This is a genomic window from Promicromonospora umidemergens, assembly GCF_024171995.1.
GTDB classification, from domain to species: domain Bacteria; phylum Actinomycetota; class Actinomycetes; order Actinomycetales; family Cellulomonadaceae; genus Promicromonospora; species Promicromonospora umidemergens.
The window spans coordinates 39,669-58,216 of the sequence record NZ_JAMTCT010000011.1; the positions used below are offsets into that span (position 1 = coordinate 39,669).

Annotated in this window: 18 protein-coding genes; 7 read left to right on the forward strand and 11 right to left on the reverse strand. The window is 71.6% G+C overall.

Going from position 1 to position 18,548, the window contains the following annotated elements:
- Nucleotides 1-27: 27 nt before the first annotated feature.
- On the reverse strand, nucleotides 28-273 hold the full coding sequence (locus APR04_RS17185; RefSeq protein ID WP_253872286.1) for a hypothetical protein: 246 nt from the start codon (nucleotides 271-273) through the stop codon (nucleotides 28-30).
- 296 nt (nucleotides 274-569) lie between these two features.
- Between APR04_RS17185 and APR04_RS17190 the strand changes: the two genes are divergently transcribed.
- The 3 genes from APR04_RS17190 to APR04_RS17200 all read left to right on the forward strand — a co-directional run bounded on the left by APR04_RS17190 (nucleotide 570) and on the right by APR04_RS17200 (nucleotide 3,874).
- Complete coding sequence (locus APR04_RS17190) at nucleotides 570-1,274, forward strand: hypothetical protein (RefSeq protein WP_253872288.1); 705 nt, start codon at nucleotides 570-572, stop codon at nucleotides 1,272-1,274.
- A gap of 208 nt (nucleotides 1,275-1,482) precedes the next feature.
- Nucleotides 1,483-1,686, forward strand: a complete 204-nt coding sequence (locus APR04_RS17195; protein ID WP_253872289.1) for a hypothetical protein — start codon at nucleotides 1,483-1,485, stop codon at nucleotides 1,684-1,686.
- Between the two features lie 124 nt (nucleotides 1,687-1,810).
- Nucleotides 1,811-3,874, forward strand: coding sequence for a penicillin-binding transpeptidase domain-containing protein (locus APR04_RS17200; RefSeq protein ID WP_253872291.1), 2,064 nt, complete (start codon nucleotides 1,811-1,813; stop codon nucleotides 3,872-3,874).
- 73 nt (nucleotides 3,875-3,947) lie between these two features.
- Here the strand turns inward: APR04_RS17200 and APR04_RS17205 are convergent, their stop codons facing one another.
- The 7 genes from APR04_RS17205 to APR04_RS17235 all read right to left on the reverse strand — a co-directional run bounded on the left by APR04_RS17205 (nucleotide 3,948) and on the right by APR04_RS17235 (nucleotide 9,608).
- Nucleotides 3,948-4,415 carry a hypothetical protein gene (locus APR04_RS17205; RefSeq protein ID WP_253872293.1) on the reverse strand — a complete coding sequence of 156 codons (468 nt, stop codon included), beginning with the start codon at nucleotides 4,413-4,415 and terminating at the stop codon, nucleotides 3,948-3,950.
- 217 nt (nucleotides 4,416-4,632) lie between these two features.
- The gene (locus tag APR04_RS17210) at nucleotides 4,633-5,037 is read right to left on the reverse strand and encodes an SHOCT domain-containing protein (protein ID WP_253872295.1); all 405 of its coding nucleotides are present in this window, start codon (nucleotides 5,035-5,037) and stop codon (nucleotides 4,633-4,635) included.
- 197 nt (nucleotides 5,038-5,234) lie between these two features.
- Entirely contained in the window at nucleotides 5,235-5,921 is a 687-nt protein-coding gene (locus APR04_RS17215; protein WP_253872297.1) for a response regulator, read from the reverse strand.
- On the reverse strand, nucleotides 5,918-7,312 hold the full coding sequence (locus APR04_RS17220; RefSeq protein ID WP_253872299.1) for a sensor histidine kinase: 1,395 nt from the start codon (nucleotides 7,310-7,312) through the stop codon (nucleotides 5,918-5,920). Before APR04_RS17220 ends, APR04_RS17215 begins: the two co-directional genes overlap by 4 nt.
- 166 nt (nucleotides 7,313-7,478) lie before the next feature.
- Nucleotides 7,479-8,714, reverse strand: coding sequence for an amidohydrolase (locus APR04_RS17225; RefSeq protein ID WP_253872301.1), 1,236 nt, complete (start codon nucleotides 8,712-8,714; stop codon nucleotides 7,479-7,481).
- 52 nt (nucleotides 8,715-8,766) lie between these two features.
- Nucleotides 8,767-9,063 (reverse strand): DUF4287 domain-containing protein, encoded by a 297-nt coding sequence (locus APR04_RS17230; RefSeq protein ID WP_253872303.1) that lies wholly within the window; start codon nucleotides 9,061-9,063, stop codon nucleotides 8,767-8,769.
- Nucleotides 9,064-9,176: 113 nt separating this feature from the next.
- Nucleotides 9,177-9,608 carry an HIT family protein gene (locus APR04_RS17235; RefSeq protein WP_253872305.1) on the reverse strand — a complete coding sequence of 144 codons (432 nt, stop codon included), beginning with the start codon at nucleotides 9,606-9,608 and terminating at the stop codon, nucleotides 9,177-9,179.
- Between the two features lie 100 nt (nucleotides 9,609-9,708).
- Here APR04_RS17235 and APR04_RS17240 point away from each other — a divergent pair, with 100 nt between their 5' ends.
- The 3 genes from APR04_RS17240 (at nucleotide 9,709) to APR04_RS17250 (ending at nucleotide 13,020) form a co-directional block, all read left to right on the forward strand.
- Nucleotides 9,709-10,026 (forward strand): helix-turn-helix domain-containing protein, encoded by a 318-nt coding sequence (locus APR04_RS17240; RefSeq protein ID WP_253872306.1) that lies wholly within the window; start codon nucleotides 9,709-9,711, stop codon nucleotides 10,024-10,026.
- Nucleotides 10,027-10,109: 83 nt separating this feature from the next.
- Nucleotides 10,110-12,182 carry an NAD(+) synthase gene (locus tag APR04_RS17245; RefSeq protein WP_253872307.1) on the forward strand — a complete coding sequence of 691 codons (2,073 nt, stop codon included), beginning with the start codon at nucleotides 10,110-10,112 and terminating at the stop codon, nucleotides 12,180-12,182.
- A gap of 91 nt (nucleotides 12,183-12,273) precedes the next feature.
- Nucleotides 12,274-13,020 (forward strand): copper resistance CopC family protein, encoded by a 747-nt coding sequence (locus APR04_RS17250; RefSeq protein ID WP_253872308.1) that lies wholly within the window; start codon nucleotides 12,274-12,276, stop codon nucleotides 13,018-13,020.
- A gap of 10 nt (nucleotides 13,021-13,030) precedes the next feature.
- Here APR04_RS17250 and APR04_RS17255 read toward each other — a convergent pair whose 3' ends face one another.
- Entirely contained in the window at nucleotides 13,031-14,428 is a 1,398-nt protein-coding gene (locus APR04_RS17255; RefSeq protein ID WP_253872309.1) for an MFS transporter, read from the reverse strand.
- Nucleotides 14,429-14,703: 275 nt separating this feature from the next.
- Here APR04_RS17255 and APR04_RS17260 point away from each other — a divergent pair, with 275 nt between their 5' ends.
- The gene (locus APR04_RS17260; protein ID WP_253872310.1) at nucleotides 14,704-14,985 is read left to right on the forward strand and encodes an HU family DNA-binding protein; all 282 of its coding nucleotides are present in this window, start codon (nucleotides 14,704-14,706) and stop codon (nucleotides 14,983-14,985) included.
- A 68-nt stretch (nucleotides 14,986-15,053) separates the two neighbouring features.
- On the opposite strand, the gene APR04_RS17265 is transcribed toward APR04_RS17260, so the two are convergent.
- Nucleotides 15,054-17,642: a lysylphosphatidylglycerol synthase transmembrane domain-containing protein gene (locus APR04_RS17265; RefSeq protein ID WP_253872311.1), complete on the reverse strand. Its 2,589-nt coding sequence runs from the start codon at nucleotides 17,640-17,642 to the stop codon at nucleotides 15,054-15,056.
- A 106-nt stretch (nucleotides 17,643-17,748) separates the two neighbouring features.
- A complete protein-coding gene (locus tag APR04_RS17270; protein ID WP_253872312.1) occupies nucleotides 17,749-18,528 on the reverse strand; it encodes a CPBP family intramembrane glutamic endopeptidase in 780 nt (259 codons plus the stop codon).
- Nucleotides 18,529-18,548 lie beyond the last annotated feature (20 nt).

Genomic DNA, 18,548 nt, shown 5'->3' on the forward strand with positions numbered 1-18,548 from the left:
CCTTTTGCGCCTCGGCCTCCACCTCCATCACGCGAACAGGCCGCGACGGGTGGCGGTGGCCACCGGACGCATACCAGCGATGCCTTCCCTGATCTGCTCGACGCGGTCGCGCCGCGCCTGGTGCTCCGGCCGGCGTCCCGACCGCCGCTCGGAGCGGCGCCGCGACCGGAGGTACCGGTCCGCGCCGCTCTCCCGCCGGCCGCCCCAGGCCTTCCTGACCTCGGCCTGCCGGTACTCGATCTCCGCCTCGACGGCGGGTCCCCACATCGACATGATTCCTCCGGATGTCCCCGGCGGGCCGTGTGCCCGTCCGGCTGATGAGGAAGACACTCGTCCTGAGGCCGGTACCTCCGGATCGGTCGATCGGGCAGTCCTGGCCGGACGGACACCTCAGGTCGCCGTCTGAGGTGCCCCTGAGGTGGCCCGATGTGGTCTGAGGTGCCAGGCTCGGGCTCTGGTCGACCGCGACGGAAGACGAGATCCAGGCAGTTCACAGGCTCGCTATTGCGATCCACGTCACACCGGACGCACACTGGAACAAGAAGCGGACCCAATTCGGGGGTGGAATCGTGACCGGAACCGAAGCTGGAACGTACGACATCTTGCCCATGCTGGGTCGTGGGAAGCACCGCAATCCGAAGAAGGGCGCGTGCTTCATGGAGCTCGCATCCTTCCTCGCAGGCGAGAAGTGGAGTGATCACCCCGCCTGCACGCACCCGCTGATCGCGATGCTGGCCCGCGCGGTGAACGACCTCACGGCAGACCACGCGCGCCCGCAGCTCGCGCCCCTCATCCCGTCCGTGATCGGCCTGAACAGCACCGATCCCCGCTGGGACGTGCGCATCGCGCTGCGCGCAGCGCAGACTGCGCTACCGGTGTCACCTGCCGACCGGCAGCAGACGCTCGCCGTGGCGATCCTCGGGTCGGAGCGCATGCTCGACGTCCTGGAGGATCGACCGTCGGGCACCCTCGCGCCGGAGAGCAAGGACGCGCTCGCGGCCGTGCCGAAGACGGCGGCCTGGGCCGAACGGTTCTGTGCGGGCACCAGCGTGCGGCCCAAGCGGTTCGTGCGCGACGCCGCGCCGAGCGTGGTCTCCACCGCGGTGCAGGGCATCTCCGAGGCCTTCGTCCCCGACGTCGACGCCCGGCTGCGAGGCCTGCTCTCGGCCACGATCGCCGATGCACGCCTCTGGGCAGGGAACGCGGACGACGACGGCCGCTCTCTCGACCCGCTGGCGTGGGGCCCGGTGGTGAAGGCGGCGCCGACCGCCTGACCTGCCCGCCGAGCACGGGAACGGGTCGGGGCGCACCGAGGAGTCGCCCCGACCCGAGTCCTGTCCGAAGAGTTCTGCGTCCGGGTGAAGTTTGTCGCCGCGGTCACAGATCGCGACGTCGTCGCTCCCTACCAACGAAACGAGCTCCCGGTACGTCCTGATCAACTGAGGGCGTCCACTCGAGGGGCCAGGGAGACAGGGATCGACGATGACGACCATGACGACCATGACGACCAGCACAGCAGCGCTCACCGGCAACAACGTGGCCGCGATCGAGCGTGACCTGCGGCGCATGGAGCTGCTCAACCGCCGGGAGCACCGGATGCGTGCCACCGGTCGTACGGCGCCGACGATCTCGTACCTCAAGCTCGCCACGCGCCCTCGTGACCGCTGGCGGTACCCGGACGCGTGACGTCGACGGGCGGGGCCGCAGATCCAGGGGGTTCGGCGGCTCCGCCCCATTTCACCCGCGCCCGCGCCATTTCTCCCAAGAGAGAACACGTGACGAGCATGACCGTCCCCTTAGGCTCCAGGGCATGAGTGGACACCCTTCACCCCATGTGCCCGCGGACGGTCATGCGCCGGTACCGCCTCCGCCAGGTGGGTACGACACGGTGCCGCCGGCCGGAGGGCCGCCACCCGCCGCTCCTGCTCCACCGGGCAAGGGCCGCCGTGCGCTGATCACCGGCATCGTCGTCCTGGTCCTTCTCGCGGTGGGCGTAGGGGCCTGGTTCGTGTTCCGTGAGCCGCCCGTCCCCGACGCGGAGACCGCCGCAGAGGAGCTGGCGGCCGCGCTCGAGGCCGGCACGCCGGCGGACGTCCCGCTCGCGCTGGAGACGTCGGCATCGCCGGACGAGCAGTACGCCCGGGTGTTCGAGCAGATGCTCGCCGCCGTGGGCGAGGACTCCGGGACCGTCACGGTCAAGAGCGTCACGCCGATGCAGGAGGGCGACGACGGCACCGCGACCGCCACCGCGACGTTTGCCTGGACCTGGCCCGTCGCGACGGAGGCGGCCTGGGAGTACGAGACGGTCGCCGAGCTGACCTACCCCGGCCCGACGGATGGTGAGGCCGGCGCGTGGGAGGCCGCCTGGAACACGGGCATCATGGTTCCCGGCCTGGAGCCGGGCGAGAGCCTGGCCGTCGAGCGCACAGAGCCGGTGCGTGGCGAGATCGTCACGACCGGTGGCGAGACGCTCGTGGGCATGACGCCGGTGCACCACGTGGGCATCGACAAGACCCGGCCGGGCTGGGACACCGCCGCCACGAAGCTCGGCGACGTGCTGGGCTTCGACAAGGCGACCACCGACGGCATCGCCGCACAGGTCGACTCGGCCGGGGCGAAGGCGTTCGTCGAGGTCATCACGATCCGGGAGAACGACCCGGAGTACGACTTCGACGCTGCCATGGCGATCGACGGCGTCGTCGGCATCCCGGACGAGCTGCCGCTCGCGAAGGAGCGCGACTTCGCGCGAGCCCTTCTCGGGTCGGTCGGTGAAGCCACCGCTGAGATCGTCGAGGAGTCGGAGGGCACCGTCAAGCCGGGCGACATGGTCGGCATCTCCGGCCTGCAGGCTGCCCACGACGAGCAGCTGCGCGGTGTGCCAGGCCTCGCCGTGACCATCGAACCCGCAGAGGGCGAGGGTCGCGAGGCGTTCACCATCGAGAAGGCGGACGGCGAGCCGGTAGCGATCACGCTCGACCCGAAGACCCAGCTCCGCGCCGAGGCCGCACTGGCCGACCTCGACGACCTGGCGAGTGCCATCGTCGCGATCAAGCCGTCGACCGGCGAGGTGCTCGCGGCGGCGTCGGGTCCGGGTTCCGAGGGGTACAACACGGCGACGCTGGGACAGTACCCGCCCGGGTCGACGTTCAAGATCGCGACGTCCCTCGCGATGCTCCGCTCAGGGATCACGCCGGAGACCCCGCTGCCCTGCACGGCGACGATCGACGTAGAGGGCCGCCAGTTCCAGAACGTACCGGGGTATCCCGAGTCCGCGATGGGCGACGCCGTGCCGTTCCGGACGGTGTTCGCGAACTCGTGCAACACGGGCTTCATCTCGCAGCACCAGGAGATCTCGCAGCAGCAGCTGCACGACGCCGCGGCGTCGCTCGGTCTGGGCGTCGAGCCCGCGGCCTTCGGGGCGGCTGCCGCACTGGGCGACGTCCCGACGGAGGCGCCGGGCACCGAGCACGCTGCGTCGATGATCGGGCAGGGTCAGGTGCTGGCGACACCGCTCGCCATGGCTACCGTCGCGGCGAGCGTCTCCGCCGGCCACACCGTGTCGCCGTGGGTGGCGAAGACGCCGGGCGAGAAGGAGGCCGAGGCGCCGTCGGGCGATCTGACCGCTGACGAGGCGGCCACCCTGCGTGACCTGATGGGCGGTGTGGTCCAGGAGGGATCGGCCACGCTGCTGCAGGACGTGCCCGGGATCGTCGGCGCGAAGACCGGTACCGCGCAGTTCGGTGACGGGAGCAAGGCGCACGTCTGGATGCTCGCTATCGCGAACGACCTGGCGGCTGTCGTGTTCATCGAGGAGGGAGAGCTCGGTTCGACGACGGCCGGCCCGGTGATGCACGAGTTCCTCAAGGGCAGCTGACCCGTCGGGCGGCCGGCGGTCGAGCTCGTCCTCGTCGGGCGAGCTCGCCGCTCGGCCGACCTGACCAGGGAGATCAGCCCTTGAAGCCGGCCTCCGTGCACGTGGCCTTGTAGTACTCGATGGCCTTCGTGACCGCCGTGGGGCGGGCGATGGAGCCGTCGAGCGCCTGGTCGAACGGCGCGCGCACTGCCTCGAGGTGGGCGATGCTGACCTCGTCGGACTTGCCGATCAGCAGACCGAGGCTGCTGCTGATGGAGCTGACGGTGCCGGTCAGGTCCTCGTCGAGCGGAGCCTGGACGGCCTTGGCGGCTTCCGAGACCGTCGAGACGATCGGGCCGTTGAAGAACGCGTTGCACGACTCGACGAGGTCGTACTCGCCGGTGCTGATGGGAGCTTCGGCGATGGGCGAGGGGGCGTCTTGCGCGACCTCTTCGCCCGACGGGCTGAAGTCGCTGGCCATGTCTTCGAGGGCGGCGCATCCGGACAGCAGTAGCGCACAGGTGACCAGTGCGGCCGTTGCCCAGTTCTTGCTGGTGCTCACGATCTACTTCCCTCACGTCATCGGGTCAGAAAAGTGCGTTCCGTCGCACTCGCCCGCGAGTCTAGCGGCACCGCCGCAACAGAGGGCCAATCGTTGCCGGGTGACGCGAGGGCCCGGCCGCCAGGCGCTACCGGGCCTGCTGGACGCGCGCCGGGCGCCCGGGCCACCGGAATGGCTCGGGCGTCCGGTATCTGCGCAGGCTGCCGCCGAGCGACCGTCAGCGGTCGCCGTCAGCCGGCGGCTGGTCCTGCGGCGTGGGAGCCGCGGGGGGTGCGCCGGCCGCCGTCGGGCCGACGTTCGGGCCCGCGCTCGGGTGGGCCGTCGGGTAGGGGTCCGCCGAGCGGAGCACGGCGAGGCGTGAGCGGTACTCGGCCTCGTCGATCTCCCCGCGGGCGAACCGGTTGCCGAGCAGCGTCACCGGGTCGGCACCGGCCGCCGCGTGCGCGGCCCAGGGGCCGCCCCATCCGCCGCGAGCTCCCCGCCGGGCGCGCCGGGCGATCAGGACGATCACCGTCGCGAACAGCAGGAACCAGAGCAGCGGGATGATGAAGAAGAACGGGCCGGGTCCGTCCCAGCCGTTGTGGGGCCCGTTGGCGAGGACCTCCGTCGTCGCGGTGAGCATGTCGACCTCCAGCATTCGGATCGGCCGGTCGTTCCGGCCACAGCACCAGGCTCTCGCCGCCGGACGCCTGGGTCGTCGCCCCCGCGTACCTGCTCCCCTACCCCCGTGGTGCCGTACTCCCGGCGGAGGGTCAGCAGGCCCAGCTCTGCGTGTACCGGCTGGGCCTGCGGTTCCGCTCCGGGCGGGTGCCTCGTTCCTCAGCCCCCACCCTGCACTGCACCTCCGGCCCAGCCGGGGCGGACGAGGCCCGCCTCGTACGCCAGCACCACGAGCTGCGCGCGGTCCCGCGAACCGGTCTTCATGAGCACCCGCGAGACGTGGGTCTTCACCGTCGACTCCGAGAGGTACAGCTTGCCCGCGATCTCGTCGTTCGCGAGCCCGCCCGCCACCTCGATGAGCACCTCGCGCTCGCGCGGCGTGAGGTCGGCCAGCGCTGGTACCGGCCGCACCGTCCGGGTCGCCTCCGCGACCTTGGCGAGCAGCCGCCGTGTCACCGTCGGCGACAGGAGCGCGTTGCCCGACGCCGCCACACGCACCGCCCGCACCAGCTCCGCCGGCTCGGTGTCCTTGACCAGGAACCCGGAGGCCCCGGCGCGGATCGCCTCCGTCACGTACTCGTCCAGCTCGAACGTCGTCACCACCACGACGTGCACGCCCGCCGCCCGTGGTTCGGCGATGATCCGCCGCGTCGCCTCGAGCCCGTCCAGGCCCGGCATCCGGATGTCCATGAGCACCACCTGGGGCAGGTGGTCGAGGGTGAGGGCGACTGCGTCGTCGCCGGTCGCGGCCTGGGCCACGACCCGCATGTCGTCCTCGGAGTCGATCAGTGCGCGGAAACCGCCGCGGACCAGCGCCTGGTCGTCGGCGAGCAGGACGTCGATCATGTGGTTTCTCCGGGCTCGGGTGGGGCATCCGTCTGTTCGGCAGAGTCCGGGCGGGTTGGCTCGGCCGGCGCTGCGACCGGGAGCGTGGCCCGAACTTCCCAGCCCGCCCCGTCCGGGCGAGGGCCTGCACGGAGGGTGCCGCCGGAACCCTCCACACGTTCGCGCATCCCGAGGAGCCCGTAGCCGGGTTCGGCGGGTTCGCCGGCGGTCACTGGCTGGACACCGTCGTCGGCCACCACCACCTCGACGCTCTCGCCCTGGGTGACCCGCAGCGTCACCCGGCGGGCCGACGGCGCGTGCCTGCGCACGTTGGTCAGCGACTCCTGGACCACACGGTGCACGACGCCGGCGACGTGGTCGGGCAGATCGCCGATACCGGGGGCGAGCTCGACGGTGACGTCGAGCCCGTCGGCGCGAGCCTGGTCGGCCAGGTGACGTAGACCGCTGAGGTCCCAGGTGGGGGCGAGGGGCGCGGCGTCGGCAGGCAGCGCGCCCGGGGGCGGCGTCGTACCCTCGCGGACTATGCCCAGCACGGTGCGGACCTCGGCGAGCGCGTCCTTGCTGGTGTCGCGGATGTTGGACAGGGCCTCACGGGCCTGCCCGGGATTCTTCTCGAGCAGGTGCAGGCCCACACCGGCCTGGACGTTGATGGCGGACAGGGAGTGGGCGAGGACGTCGTGCAGCTCGCGCGCTATCCGCAGGCGCTCCGAGGCGACGGCGGTGCGCTCGCGCTCGGCCGCGGTCGCCCTGGCCGCGGCTCGCGCTGCCGTCCGGCGTGCGATCCGGTCCCGCGCGGCGCTCGCGATCAGCAGCACGACGGCGAGCCACGCTGCCCCGGCGATCATCGCCTCGATGTTCAGGAACCAGGCGCCGCCCCCGTGTCCCCAGCCGGAGCCCGGCCCCCATCTTCCGTCCGGGCGGGGCGGCAGGTCGGCCACGATCCGCTCGATGCGCGGGGCGACCAACGTGGCGACGGTGCCGACGGCCCCGGCGAACAGGGCGGCGCCGGACCACGCGATCCGGCGGGCGCGACGCACCTCCCCGCTGAGCATGACGCCCGCGAGCACCGCGACCGGACCAAGGAAGACCGGCCCCCACGGGTGACCGAGCAGCAGAAAGGTGACGGTGGCCGCGACAGACAGGACCGTGGCGAGCGCAGGGCGGCGGGGCAGGAGGAGCAGCAGTGCCGCGGGCGCGACGAGCAGCAGGAGTACCCCGGCCAGGCCGGGCTCCGTCGCCCAGGCCTGGCCGCGTGCCGCGCCGATCGAGCCCAGGTTGGAGGCGACCGCCACGGCCACGGCGACGAACGCACGTGGACGGGTGCGGTCGAACGGCCCGGGGGCGTGCGGCTCCGCGGGGGCGTCGCCCGGAGGTTGGGAAGTGCCCAGCATGCTCGCACGCTACGCCCCGGCGGCGGCCCGCCACGTCGAACCGCGGTGCCGGTCCGTGTCATACCGGGGTGCCGGCCGAGACCGACGTAATCGGCAGAACGTCAGGTGATCGGCATTTCGAGCTACCGATCTCCTGACGTTCTGCCGACTACCTGATCTTTCCGAGTCAGGCGAAGCGGGCCCCGCGCTCCACCACGCGGCCCGTGCCACGCCCGCCGTCGGCGGCCGGGTCCCAGGTGTAGACCTCCGTGCCGGTGATGAAGACACGCTCGGCGCGCGCATTGGTGTCGAGCGGGTCGCCCGACCAGAGCACGACGTCGCCGTCGAGCCCTTCCTTGATCGCACCCACCCGTGCGTCCAGGCCGAGGAACGACGCCGGGTTGGTGGTGATGGCGGCCAGGGCGGTGGCCCAGGGCAGCCCGTCGCGGAGGGCGAACGTCGCCTGGTGCACCAGGAAGTTGATGGGGATGACGGGGTGGTCGGTGGTGATGGCGACGCGGACGCCGGCGTCGGCCATCTTGACCAGGTTGAGGATCGAGCGGTCGCGCAGCTCGACCTTCGAGCGGGACGTGAACATCGGGCCGTAGATGACCGGGATGTCCTTCTCGGCGAGGACGTCGGCGATCTTGTGGCCCTCGGTGCCGTGGTTGATCACGAGCCGGTAGCCGAACTCCTCCGACAGACGGATCGCCGTGGCGATGTCGTCGGCGCGGTGCGTGTGCTGGTCCCAGGCGAGCTCGCCCGCCAGCACGCGGGCCAGGGTCTCCTTCGCGAGGTCACGCTCGAACGGCTTGCCCTCGGCCGCTGCGGCGTCGCGCTGCGCGACGTAGTTCTGCGCGTCGACGAAGGCCTTGCGGATGACGTTGGCGACGCCCAGGCGGGTAGAAGGGAGCTGGCCCTTGTCCCCGTAGACCCGCTTCGGGTTCTCGCCGAGGGCGGACTTCACCGACACGCTGTCGCTGACGAGCTGTTCGTCGACGGTGCGGCCGCCCCACGTCTTGATCGCGACGGTCTGCCCGCCGATCGGGTTGCCCGAGCCCGGCTTGATGACGGCAGTCGTCACACCGCCGGCGAGGGCGTCGCGGAAGCCCTCCTCGTCCACCTGGATGGCGTCGAGCGCGCGCAGCGCGGACCCGTCGGGGCCGGTCATCTCGTTGGTGTCGTTCCCGGACCAGCCCTCGCCCTCCTCGTGCACACCGAGGTGGCCGTGGGCCTCGACGAACCCCGGGAGGAGCCACTTGCCCTGGGCGTCGATGGTGGCGGTGCCCTCGGGGACGGCGACGTCCTGCCCGACGGCGGTGATCACACCGTCCGTGATGAGGACCGTCCCGTGCTCGATGGGCTCGGCGGCGACGGGAACCACGTGGGCGTTGATGATGGCGATGGTGGAGCGGGTTGTCATGGGCTCATCATTACCCAGGCTAACGAGATTCCAGCAATGCGGCCCGGCCCGCTCAGCCGGGAGTTGCCGGGTTGGTCGACTTGCCGTCGATCCACAGGGTGTCGGTCGCGTCCGCGTGCGAGCCGGACGAGCCGACGTGCTTGGTGCTGATCTGTGGCCCCTTGGTGATGACGTGGACCATGGCCATGCCGTGCCCACGACCCAGGCCGTAGTCCGTCTTGAGCCACTCGAGGATCGGGCCGGCCTTGGTGGACGCGTCGAACCCGCGTTCCTCCGCGAGCGTGATGAGCTCGCGCGGCGTGTGTCCGGTCTTGGTCTCGACGGCGTCGAGGTAGGCCTGGAACGACATGGAAGGTCCCTTCACGTGGCGGTGCAGTGCCGGTCAACACTGCGTTATACCAGGTCAGACGTCGGCAGCCTACGGAACTCATCGCTGCGTCCGACTGGCACCACGTCCTCCGCTCAGGTGGTTGCGCGCAGGAGCTCCGCCGCGGCCGTGATGCGCGCGGGATCGCCAGGCGTCGACGTCCACGGGAGGCGGAGCGAGTCGCGGTCCGGGCTGTCGCGGAACCGGGGCACCACGTGCAGGTGGAAGTGGAAGACGGTCTGCCAGGCGTCCGCGCCGGCGCAGTTCAGGAGATTCACGCCGTCGGCACCGAGCTGCTTCACGGCCCGGGCCGCGACTCGCTGCGCGGTGACGGAGCAGGCGGCCAGGTCCTCGGGCGTGATGTCGTGCAGGTCGCGGGCGTGCGCCTTCGGGATCACGAGCGAGTGCCCGTCGGACGCCGGGTTGATGTCCATGAAGGTGAGCGTGCGGTCGTCCTCGTCGATCCGGGTCGAGGGCAGCTCTCCGCGCACGATGCGACAGAAGAGGCAGTCGGGGTCTTGAACCATGGAGGGACAGTAGCGAGAAGGCGTGACAGGTATTCGTTCGCCGTGCGAAGATGTATACCGATCGCTATACTCGCAGTATGGCGGACGAGGAAGGTGTGTCATGACCGGTTATGTGCGATGGCAGGATATTCGCGCCGAGCATGTGGCGCGGGCCGGTGGTGAGGAAGCCGTCGAGCGCGGCAAGCAGGAGCTCCTGGCCGAGGTGACCGGATACCGGCTCGCTGAGCTGCGCAAGAAGCGGCGCATGACACAGCAGGAGGTCGCCGACCGGATGGGCGTCACCAAGGGGCGGGTGTCGCAGATCGAGAAGGGCAAGATCTCCGGCCAGGAGGTACTTGCCCGCTACGCGAGAGCTCTGGGCGGCGAGCTGCAGCAGGCGATCGTCTTCGACGACGGGGACATCGCTGGCATCGCGTGAGGTGAACGTGCCTCAGTCGTGCAGGCCCTCCCGGCCCAGCCCGCCGTCGGGCACCTCCCGCACGCATCCATAGACTCGAACCCGTGGACTTCTACAACGCCTACGCCCAAGGGTTCGCCCGGGTCGCGGCCTGCACCATCCCCGTCGCCGTCGCCGACCCCGCCGCCAATGCCGCAGCGATCCTGGAACAGGCGCGGCAGCTGCACGACGACGGCGTGGCCGTCGCGGTGTTCCCGGAGCTCTGCCTGAGCGGCTACGCGATCGACGACCTCCTCATGCAGGACGTCCTGCTGGAGTCCGTGCTCGAGGCGCTCGCAGAGGTCCGGCAGGCCAGCCTCGAGCTCACCACGATGCTCGTCGTCGGCGCGCCGCTGCGGGTCGGCAGCCGCCTGCTGAACACCGCCGTCGTCGTGCACCGCGGGCGGATCCTCGGGGTGGCACCCAAGTCCTACCTGCCGAACTACCGCGAGTTCTACGAGAAGCGGCAGTTCGCTCCCGGCGACGAGCACCGCGGCACCCTCAGCCTGCTCGGCGAGGAGGTGCCGATCGGCCCCGACCTGATCTTCCGGGCCGACGACGTCCCCGGCCTCGACATCCACGTCGAGGTCTGCGAGGACATGTGGGTGCCCGTGCCGCCGAGCGCGCTGGCGGCGCTCGCGGGCGCGACGGTGCTGCTGAACCTGTCGGCGAGCCCGGTCACCGTGGCGCGCGCCGAGGACCGTCGCCTGATCGTGCGTAGCGGGAGCTACCGCTGCAGCGCCGCCTACGTCTACACGGCGGCGGGCCAGGGCGAGTCCAGCACCGACCTGTCCTGGGACGGGCAGACCATGGTCTACGAGGCCGGTGACCTGCTCGGCGAGACCGAGCGGTTCCCCGACGGCGCCCGCGCGACCGTGGTCGACGTCGACCTGGACCGCCTGCGCCAGGAGCGGCTGCGGCAGGGCACCTTCGACGACAACCGGCGCGGGCTGGGGATGGTCCCGGCAGGCTCGACCGGCGACGACGGAGGGTTCCGGGAGATCGCGTTCAGCGTCCAGCCCCCGCAGGGCGACATCGGCCTGCGCCGCAAGGTGGACCGCTTCCCCTTCGTGCCCGACGACGCCGAGCGCCTGGCCCAGGACTGCTACGAGGCGTACAACATCCAGGTCACCGGGCTCGAGCAGCGACTGCGCGCCATCGGGCAGCCGAAGATCGTGATCGGCGTCAGCGGTGGTCTCGACTCGACCCACGCGCTGATCGTCGCGGTCAAGGCGATGGACAGGCTGGGCCGGCCGCGCACCGACGTCCACGCGTTCACCATGCCGGGCTTCGCGACGGGCGCCGAGACGAAGGACCGGGCGGTCCGGCTCGCCGAGGCACTGGGCGTAACGTTCCAGGAGCTCGACATCCGGCCCGCCGCCGAGCAGATGCTGCGCGACCTGGACCACCCGTTCTCCGACGGCGTCAAGCAGTACGACGTGACCTTCGAGAACGTCCAGGCCGGGCTGCGCTACGACTACCTGTTCCGGCTCGCGAACCACCGCGGCGGCATCGTGCTCGGCACGGGCGACCTCTCGGAGCTGGCGCTGGGCTGGTGCACGTACGGTGTGGGCGACCAGATGTCGCACTACGCGGTGAACACGGGCGTGCCGAAGACGCTGATCCAGCACCTCATCCGCTGGTCGATCGACAGCGGGCAGCTCGCAGCGGAGGCGAGCAGCCCGGTCAACGCCGTCCTGACGGAGATCCTCGAGCAGGAGATCACGCCGGAGCTGATCCCCACCGAGGAGGGCGAGACGCCGCAGTCCACCGAGGCGACGGTCGGCCCCTACGCGCTGCAGGACTTCACGCTGTTCCACGTGCTGCGCCGCGGCTACCGGCCGTCCAAGATCGCGTTCCTCGCGTGGCACGCGTGGCACGCGGTGGACGACGGCGAGTGGCCGCCCGGGTTCCCGTCGTCGGGCCGCACGGAATACGACCTGGCGACGATCCGGCGCTGGCTCGACGTGTTCGTGCGCCGGTTCTTCGCCTCGCAGTTCAAGCGGTCGGCCCTGCCGAACGGCCCGAAGGTGTCCCCTGGCGGCACGATGTCGCCGCGCGGCGACTGGCGCATGCCGTCGGACGCGCAGGCGACGGCCTGGCTGAAGGAGCTGAACACCAACACCCCGACCCCCTGACCCCCTTGGCCGTGGGCGCGATCGTTACGCCTGGAACGGACAGGTACTCGCAACGGTCACGCTCACAACAAGGGCGGGTAGGGTGCCTCGTATGCCTGCTGCCTCCGTAGCCCTGGCTCGGCCCGGGAACCGTCGCCTCGTCCGCGTGATCACCGTGTTCGCCGGGGTCCTGACTTTCGCGGCGCTGCTGCTGGTGGCCGGCCCGGCGAGCGCGCACGACCAGCTCCTGTCGTCCGACCCCAAGGACGGCGCGACGCTCGACGAGCCCCCGGCGAGCATCACGCTCACCTTCAGCTCGGCGCCGCTCGACACCGGCATCGAGATCGTCCTCGCCGGCCCCGACGGCACCACCGCGCGGGGCGAGGACATCCAGGTCGACGACGAGGTGGTCACCGCACAGCTCGCCGACGACCTGCCGGCGGGCACGTACGACGTCGCGTGGCACGTGGTCTCCTCCGACGGTCACCCGATCGACGGCGAGTTCAGCTACGTGGTGGAGGCCGCCGCCGAGCCGGTCGACGAGCCCACCGACGGATCGACGGCCGCGGCCACCGAGGTGCCCGAGATGTCGACGCAGGAGGCGGCGCCCGTCGAGGAGCCCACCGACGGCGCGGCCGAGGCGACCACCCCGTCCGAGCTGGCCGGCGACGGGGACGGCGCGGGCGTCAGCGGCCTGGCCGTGACCGGCGGCATCCTCGCGGCGGTCCTCGTGGTGCTGGGCGTCGTGGTGATGATGCGTCGCAAGATCCTCGAGAACGACAAGCTGCGCCAGGCCAACGAGGCCGACCCCGAGGACCCGGACGGCGACAAGCCCAACGAGAACCAGCCCAAGGGCTGAGCCGGACGGGTCAGCGCGCCCGGACCGCCAGGATCGCCGTCACCACGGCCGGCACGAGCAGGATGGCGCCCGCCGTGTTGACCGCCTGGAACCCGCCCCACGCGAGGAGCGGCCCGGCGAGCGCGGCGGACCCCGCGCCGAAGTAGTTCATCAGTGCGTCCGTAGCACCCTGCAGCGGTAGCTTGACCTGCGGCTCGGCCACGGACGCCAGCACCGCCGACGACGCGATCACGCACGCCGACCAGCCCAGCCCGAGCAGCACGAGCGCCGCCGCAGTGAGCACCTCCGTATCGAGGACCGGACCGGGTCCGCCGTGCCCGGCGTGCCCTCCGGCGTCGGGCACCAGGGCCGCCGCCGTGAAGCCGACGGCGACCGCCGCCCCCTGCAGCGCCATCCCGCCGACGGCGACGCGCAGCGGCCCGAAGCGGTCGGCCAGCCAGCCGAACACCGGGCTGAAGGCGAACATCCCCAGCACGTGCAGGCTGATCACGATGCCCACCAGCCGGAGCGACATGCCGCCGTGCTGCATGTGCACCGGTGTCATCACCATCACCATGATCATCACGCCGTGCGCCACGGCGGTGGTCACCACGGCGAACCGCGCCTGTGGGTGCGCCAAGGCCCAGCGCAGCGCGGCGACGGCGCCGGTCCGCTTCGGCTCGGCAGTCCGCGCGCTATCGTCCCGCCCACCAGGCTGCCCGACGGCGGTGCGCGCGCCCGACACCGCCAGGCTGCCCGCTGGATCCCGGTACAGCGCCGCGAGCAGGAGCCCGGCGAGCAGGTACGCGACGATCGAGAAGAGGTACGGCCCGCCCAGGTCGGGCACGCCGAACCCGCTGCCCAGCGCCGCACCGGGCGCCGCGAGGTTGGGGCCCACCACCGAGCCGACCGTCGTCGACCACAGGACTATCGACATCGTCCTCGCGCGCGTGCCCGAACCCACGTTGTCGGCGGCCGCGTACCGGGACTGCAGGTTGGTCGCGTTCGCCACGCCGTAGAGCGTGAGGCCCACCAGGAGCACGACGAGCTGCCCGAGCACCGCGGCCGTGACGATGAGCAGCGCACCGACCGTGGACAGCCCGTACCCGAGGGACAGCGCCCAGCGGCGGCCGCGAACCTGGGCGAGAGTAGCGAGCGGGATCGAGGCGACCGCGGCGGCGAGCACGCCGACGGCTTGCGCGAGACCGGCCACGGACGTGCCGCCGAGGCTCTCCGCGAGCAGCGCACCGACGGCGGCACCGGACGCGACGCCGACCCCGGCCAGCAGGTTGCTGAACACCAGCACGACCAGGTTGCGGCGCGCGTGCGGCACCGTCTCGGGGGTCGGCTCGACGGGCTCAGCAACCACCTCGGTGGTGTCGACGGGGCCCTCGACGGTGGCTGGGACCTCGGACGGCGGTTTCTCCACGATTTCCTCTCATTGGTGTAGCACCTACCGGAACGGTAGACCGCTATGGGTTGCGGAAGTCATCGGATAGTGCGCGGTGACACTGCCTCAAGAGCCTCTGCACCGTCGTCGTCCACAGGCTCGTACACAGGTTCGCGTCCTCTCAGAGCGGAAAGTTAGCCACGACTCGCCGTCGAAGTGCCCGTTCTCCGCGAATTCCTGCCGATCTGCTGGCAGTATGGGGCCTCGTCGTCGGGCGGGTACCGCCGCACGACGTGACCGAAGAAGGGAACCGCATGTCGCTCAACAAGTCCGAGCTCGTCTCGGCCATCGCCAACAAGGCTGAGATCAACAAGACCGAGGCCGAGGCCGCGCTCAACGCCTTCCAGGAGGTGCTGATCGAGTCGCTCGCCAAGGGCGAGGCCGTCAAGGTGACGGGCTTCCTCTCGGCCGAGCGTGTCGAGCGTGCCGCCCGCACGGGTCGTAACCCGCGCACCGGCGAGGAGATCCAGATCCCCGCGAACTTCGGTGTGAAGATCAGCGCCGGCTCGCTGCTGAAGAAGGCCGTCGCGAAGTGACGCTTCGCCGCTGATTTCCAGCGACGCGAAGGCCCGGCTCCCCAACGGGGGCCGGGCCTTCGCATGTGCTACAGGTCGCCCTTGCGCTCCAGGTACCGCATCGCTACCCAGCCGATCGGGACCCGGCCCCAGTAGGTGCACAGGCGGTACAGGATGGTCACGGAGAACGCGATGGTGGCAGGCACCCCCGCGGCCGACAGCCCGGCCGTCAGGGCGCCCTCGACGCCACCCAGGCCGCCGGGCGTCGGGATGAGCGCGCCGAGCGCGTTGCCCACGAGGTTGACGAGAGCGATGTCGACCAGCGAGAGCGACTCCCCGAACGCCGCGAGGCAGCACCACAGGGCGACGATGTAGCCGAGCGTCATGATGAGGTTCCCCGCGACGCCGAGCGCGAGCCGGCCCGGGTGGCTCAGCATCTGGGCCAGCCGGGGCCACACCTGCCGCAGCCGCGGCCGGATGTATCCCATGCCCCACCGCCGCACGGGCGGCACGAGCAGCGTCGCGACGACGGCGAGCGCGACGCCCGCCAGCGTGATCAGCACCGCCGGGGACGGCAGCTCGACGAGCGCCCCCGACCCCGTGAAGATCGACAGGAACACGAGCAGCAGCACGGTGACGACGAACTGCGACACCTGCACCAGCGCGACGGTGGCGACCGCCATCGACATCGAGACCCCGCGCTGGGTCAGCAGCCGCAGGTTGAGCGCGGCCGGGCCGATCCCCGCGGGCGCAGCCAGGGCCACGAACGAGCCGGCGGCCGCCGTGAGCGTGGCTCGTCCGATCGGCACACGGGCCGGGGAGAACGCGACGAGCGTGAGGCCGGCCCCGAGCCAGGTGAGGATCGCGAGCCCGAAGGCCAGCGCGATCCACCACGGGTTCGCGTCGCGCACGGCCTGGGCGATCTCGTCGAAGTTGATGGTGGTCACGATCACGGCGACCGCGATGATCATCAGCGTCGTGGTGAGCACGGTGCGCGCGCTGAACCTGGAGATGCGCTGCGGCTGCACGCTGGCCTCGGGCAGCCGTTCGACGAGGGCGTCGCGCAGCTCCCCCAGGAGGCCCTTCGCGCGCCGCACCTCCTCACGCGTGGTGCGGGGGAGGGCTATCGACTGGATCAGTGGTCCGATGGCGGCGATGTCGGCGTCGGGCAGGGCGCGGACCGCCGAGGCGACGGCGCGGCGCGGCCCGACCCGCAGCCCGAGGAGCGCGAGCATCTGCACGAGGTCGAGGCGCCTGGACAGCGGCGACGAGGCGATGTCGCCCTGCTCCCAGCCGGTGATCCACACGTGGGTGCCGTCGTCCTCGTCCGGCGCCGGGCCACGGTGCGTGAGCAGGACGTCCTGGGTGAGCGCGCGGTGCGTGAGGCCGGCGGCGTGCGCCCGGCCGAGCTGCTCCCAGGCTTCGGCGAGGACGTCGTCGTGCACCTCGGCGTCGGGCAGGTCGCGGAGGGAGACGGCGGGTGAGGCGTGCTCGAGGACGAGCGCGATCGAGTCGCCGAGCTCGCCGATCCCGAGGAGTCGCGGGGTGCGGACGCCGGCGGCGGTCGCGGCGTAGGACAGCAGGGCGGTGCGCTCGGCGACGGCCTTGAGCGAGATGGCGGCCCGGCCCTCGATGCCCCGCAGGCGCAGGGCCCGCCACAGGCGGGTGATGAGGCCGACGACCTGGCGGTCGCCGTCGAGCACCACGACGTCCCGGCGCACGCCGTCGTCGCAGCTCAGTGCGTACACGCGATGGTCGCCGGCGCGGCTCAGGGCGACCGCCACCGGGTCGTCGGAGGCATTCTCGGCGGGCCGGGCCCCGGCGGGCTGGTCAGCGGGCGTGGCCGGCTCGCCCAGGTGCTCGTCCCACTCATCTCCCGTGGGCGTGGCCGGGGCGTGCACGCGGGTGAGCGACGTCGGCACGTAGCCGGCGCGGCGCACGGCGGCCACCAGCTCCGACCCGTAGGCGCGCTCGCTGCGGGTGCCCGACACGTACTGCACGGACGAGCCGGCGAGCCGCCCCAGCAGGAGCGCGACGAGCACGCCGGGCAGCGACACCTGGCCGGTGATCAGCACGACCAGCAGCGCCGTGAACATGAGGTTCCACGAGATGCGGACGGTGCGGCGCCGCGTCGCGGGCCCCGCGACGGTGAGCATCGCGGTCACGGCGACGGCGTACTCCGGGATGGTCAGCACGTACCCGGCGCCGCGCTCCCAGACCGACAGGCCTCGTACGAGCTCGTCCGAGCCCAGGTGCTGTACCAGGACCGTCGTGAGGACGCCGAGCAGCAGGCCGAGAACTGCCGCGACGATGGACTCGATGATCTGCCGGCCCAGGCGGCGGACCCCCAGCTCGATCAGCACGGCGACCGGGGCGAACAGGCTGACCAGGCCCTGGAGCACCGCGACGGGGATGAACAGGATCGTCGCCAGCAGGTCGTTGAAGCCGCGGACGTCCTCGGTGACGCCCTCCGTGGTGCCGTGGGCGACGACCGACAGGAACATGACGCCTGCGATGCCGAGCGCGCACCCGACCAGCCAGACCAGCGCGCGCGGGTGCCGCACGCGCTCCTCCGGGGAGTCGACGACGCGGACGAGGCCGTACCCGGCCGGTGCTGCCTGCGGTGCGTCGGAGCGTTCGGCACCGGCGTCAGCGCGGCCGGTGCGCGAGTTGGACATCCTCGGATTCTAGGGGCGTTGGGTCGCGCATGACCGGAGGGTCGCGGGTGACGCCTGTTATGTCCGGGTCAGGTCGTGAATGTCCCCTGTGTCCACCTGCACGTTCTCACCGGATCCCCAGCGCCTCGCGCCACTCGGCGGGCACGAGGGCGTAGCCGACGAACGCCACCACGTCGAGCAGGGTGTGGGCGATGACCAGCGGGACGACCCGGCGTCGCCCGCCGGCCTGGAACCTCGGCGAGGTGTAGAACCACGAGAAGACGACGCCCATCACCACGTTCCCGAGGAACGGCCCGATGCCCTGGTACAGGTGGTAGGAGCCACGCAGGAGCGAGCTGGCGACGATGAACTTCACCCGGTTCCAGCCGAGCTCCCGCGTGCGCTCGTACAGGTAGCCGACGGCGATGACCTCTTCCACCAGGCCGTTCTGGAACGCGCTGAGCAGCAGCACCGGAACGGTCCACCAGTGCACGTCCAGGGCGCTGGCCTGCACCTCGACGGTGATGCCGAGCGCGCGCCCGAGGGCGTAGAACGCGAGGCCAGGGATACCGATCGCGGCAGCGAGGGCGACGCCCCAGCCGAGGTCCCGGCCCGGCCGGCTCCCGTCCAGGCCGAGGCTGCGGACGGCGCTGCGGCCCTGCCCGCTCAGCAGGTACAGGGCCAGGGCCACCGGGACCAGGGCGAACCCGATGCTCAGCAGCTGGTACACCAGGTCGAGGTACGGCCGCTCGGACTGGCTCGCGTTGAGCGTGGCGGTCTGCTCGGCGAGCGGTGTGCCCGCGGTGAGCCGGGCCGCGATGTTGACGATGGCGTACACCGCGGACTGGCCAAGGCTGAGCCCGAGCACTATCCACACCTCGGCGGCGACGCGACGGTTGGAAGACACGGGCCGTTTATAGCAGCCGC

Bases quoted from the DNA above. Each gene is read 5' to 3' on its own strand.
- APR04_RS17185 (WP_253872286.1), bottom strand. From the start codon at position 273: ATGTCGATGTGGGGACCCGCCGTCGAGGCGGAGATCGAGTACCGGCAG.
- APR04_RS17195 (WP_253872289.1), top strand. From the start codon at position 1,483: ATGACGACCATGACGACCATGACGACCAGCACAGCAGCGCTCACCGGC.
- APR04_RS17200 (WP_253872291.1), top strand. From the start codon at position 1,811: ATGAGTGGACACCCTTCACCCCATGTGCCCGCGGACGGTCATGCGCCG.
- APR04_RS17210 (WP_253872295.1), bottom strand. From the start codon at position 5,037: ATGCTCACCGCGACGACGGAGGTCCTCGCCAACGGGCCCCACAACGGC.
- APR04_RS17215 (WP_253872297.1), bottom strand. From the start codon at position 5,921: ATGATCGACGTCCTGCTCGCCGACGACCAGGCGCTGGTCCGCGGCGGT.
- APR04_RS17220 (WP_253872299.1), bottom strand. From the start codon at position 7,312: ATGCTGGGCACTTCCCAACCTCCGGGCGACGCCCCCGCGGAGCCGCAC.
- APR04_RS17225 (WP_253872301.1), bottom strand. From the start codon at position 8,714: ATGACAACCCGCTCCACCATCGCCATCATCAACGCCCACGTGGTTCCC.
- APR04_RS17230 (WP_253872303.1), bottom strand. From the start codon at position 9,063: ATGTCGTTCCAGGCCTACCTCGACGCCGTCGAGACCAAGACCGGACAC.
- APR04_RS17235 (WP_253872305.1), bottom strand. From the start codon at position 9,608: ATGGTTCAAGACCCCGACTGCCTCTTCTGTCGCATCGTGCGCGGAGAG.
- APR04_RS17240 (WP_253872306.1), top strand. From the start codon at position 9,709: ATGACCGGTTATGTGCGATGGCAGGATATTCGCGCCGAGCATGTGGCG.
- APR04_RS17250 (WP_253872308.1), top strand. From the start codon at position 12,274: ATGCCTGCTGCCTCCGTAGCCCTGGCTCGGCCCGGGAACCGTCGCCTC.
- APR04_RS17260 (WP_253872310.1), top strand. From the start codon at position 14,704: ATGTCGCTCAACAAGTCCGAGCTCGTCTCGGCCATCGCCAACAAGGCT.
- APR04_RS17265 (WP_253872311.1), bottom strand. From the start codon at position 17,642: ATGTCCAACTCGCGCACCGGCCGCGCTGACGCCGGTGCCGAACGCTCC.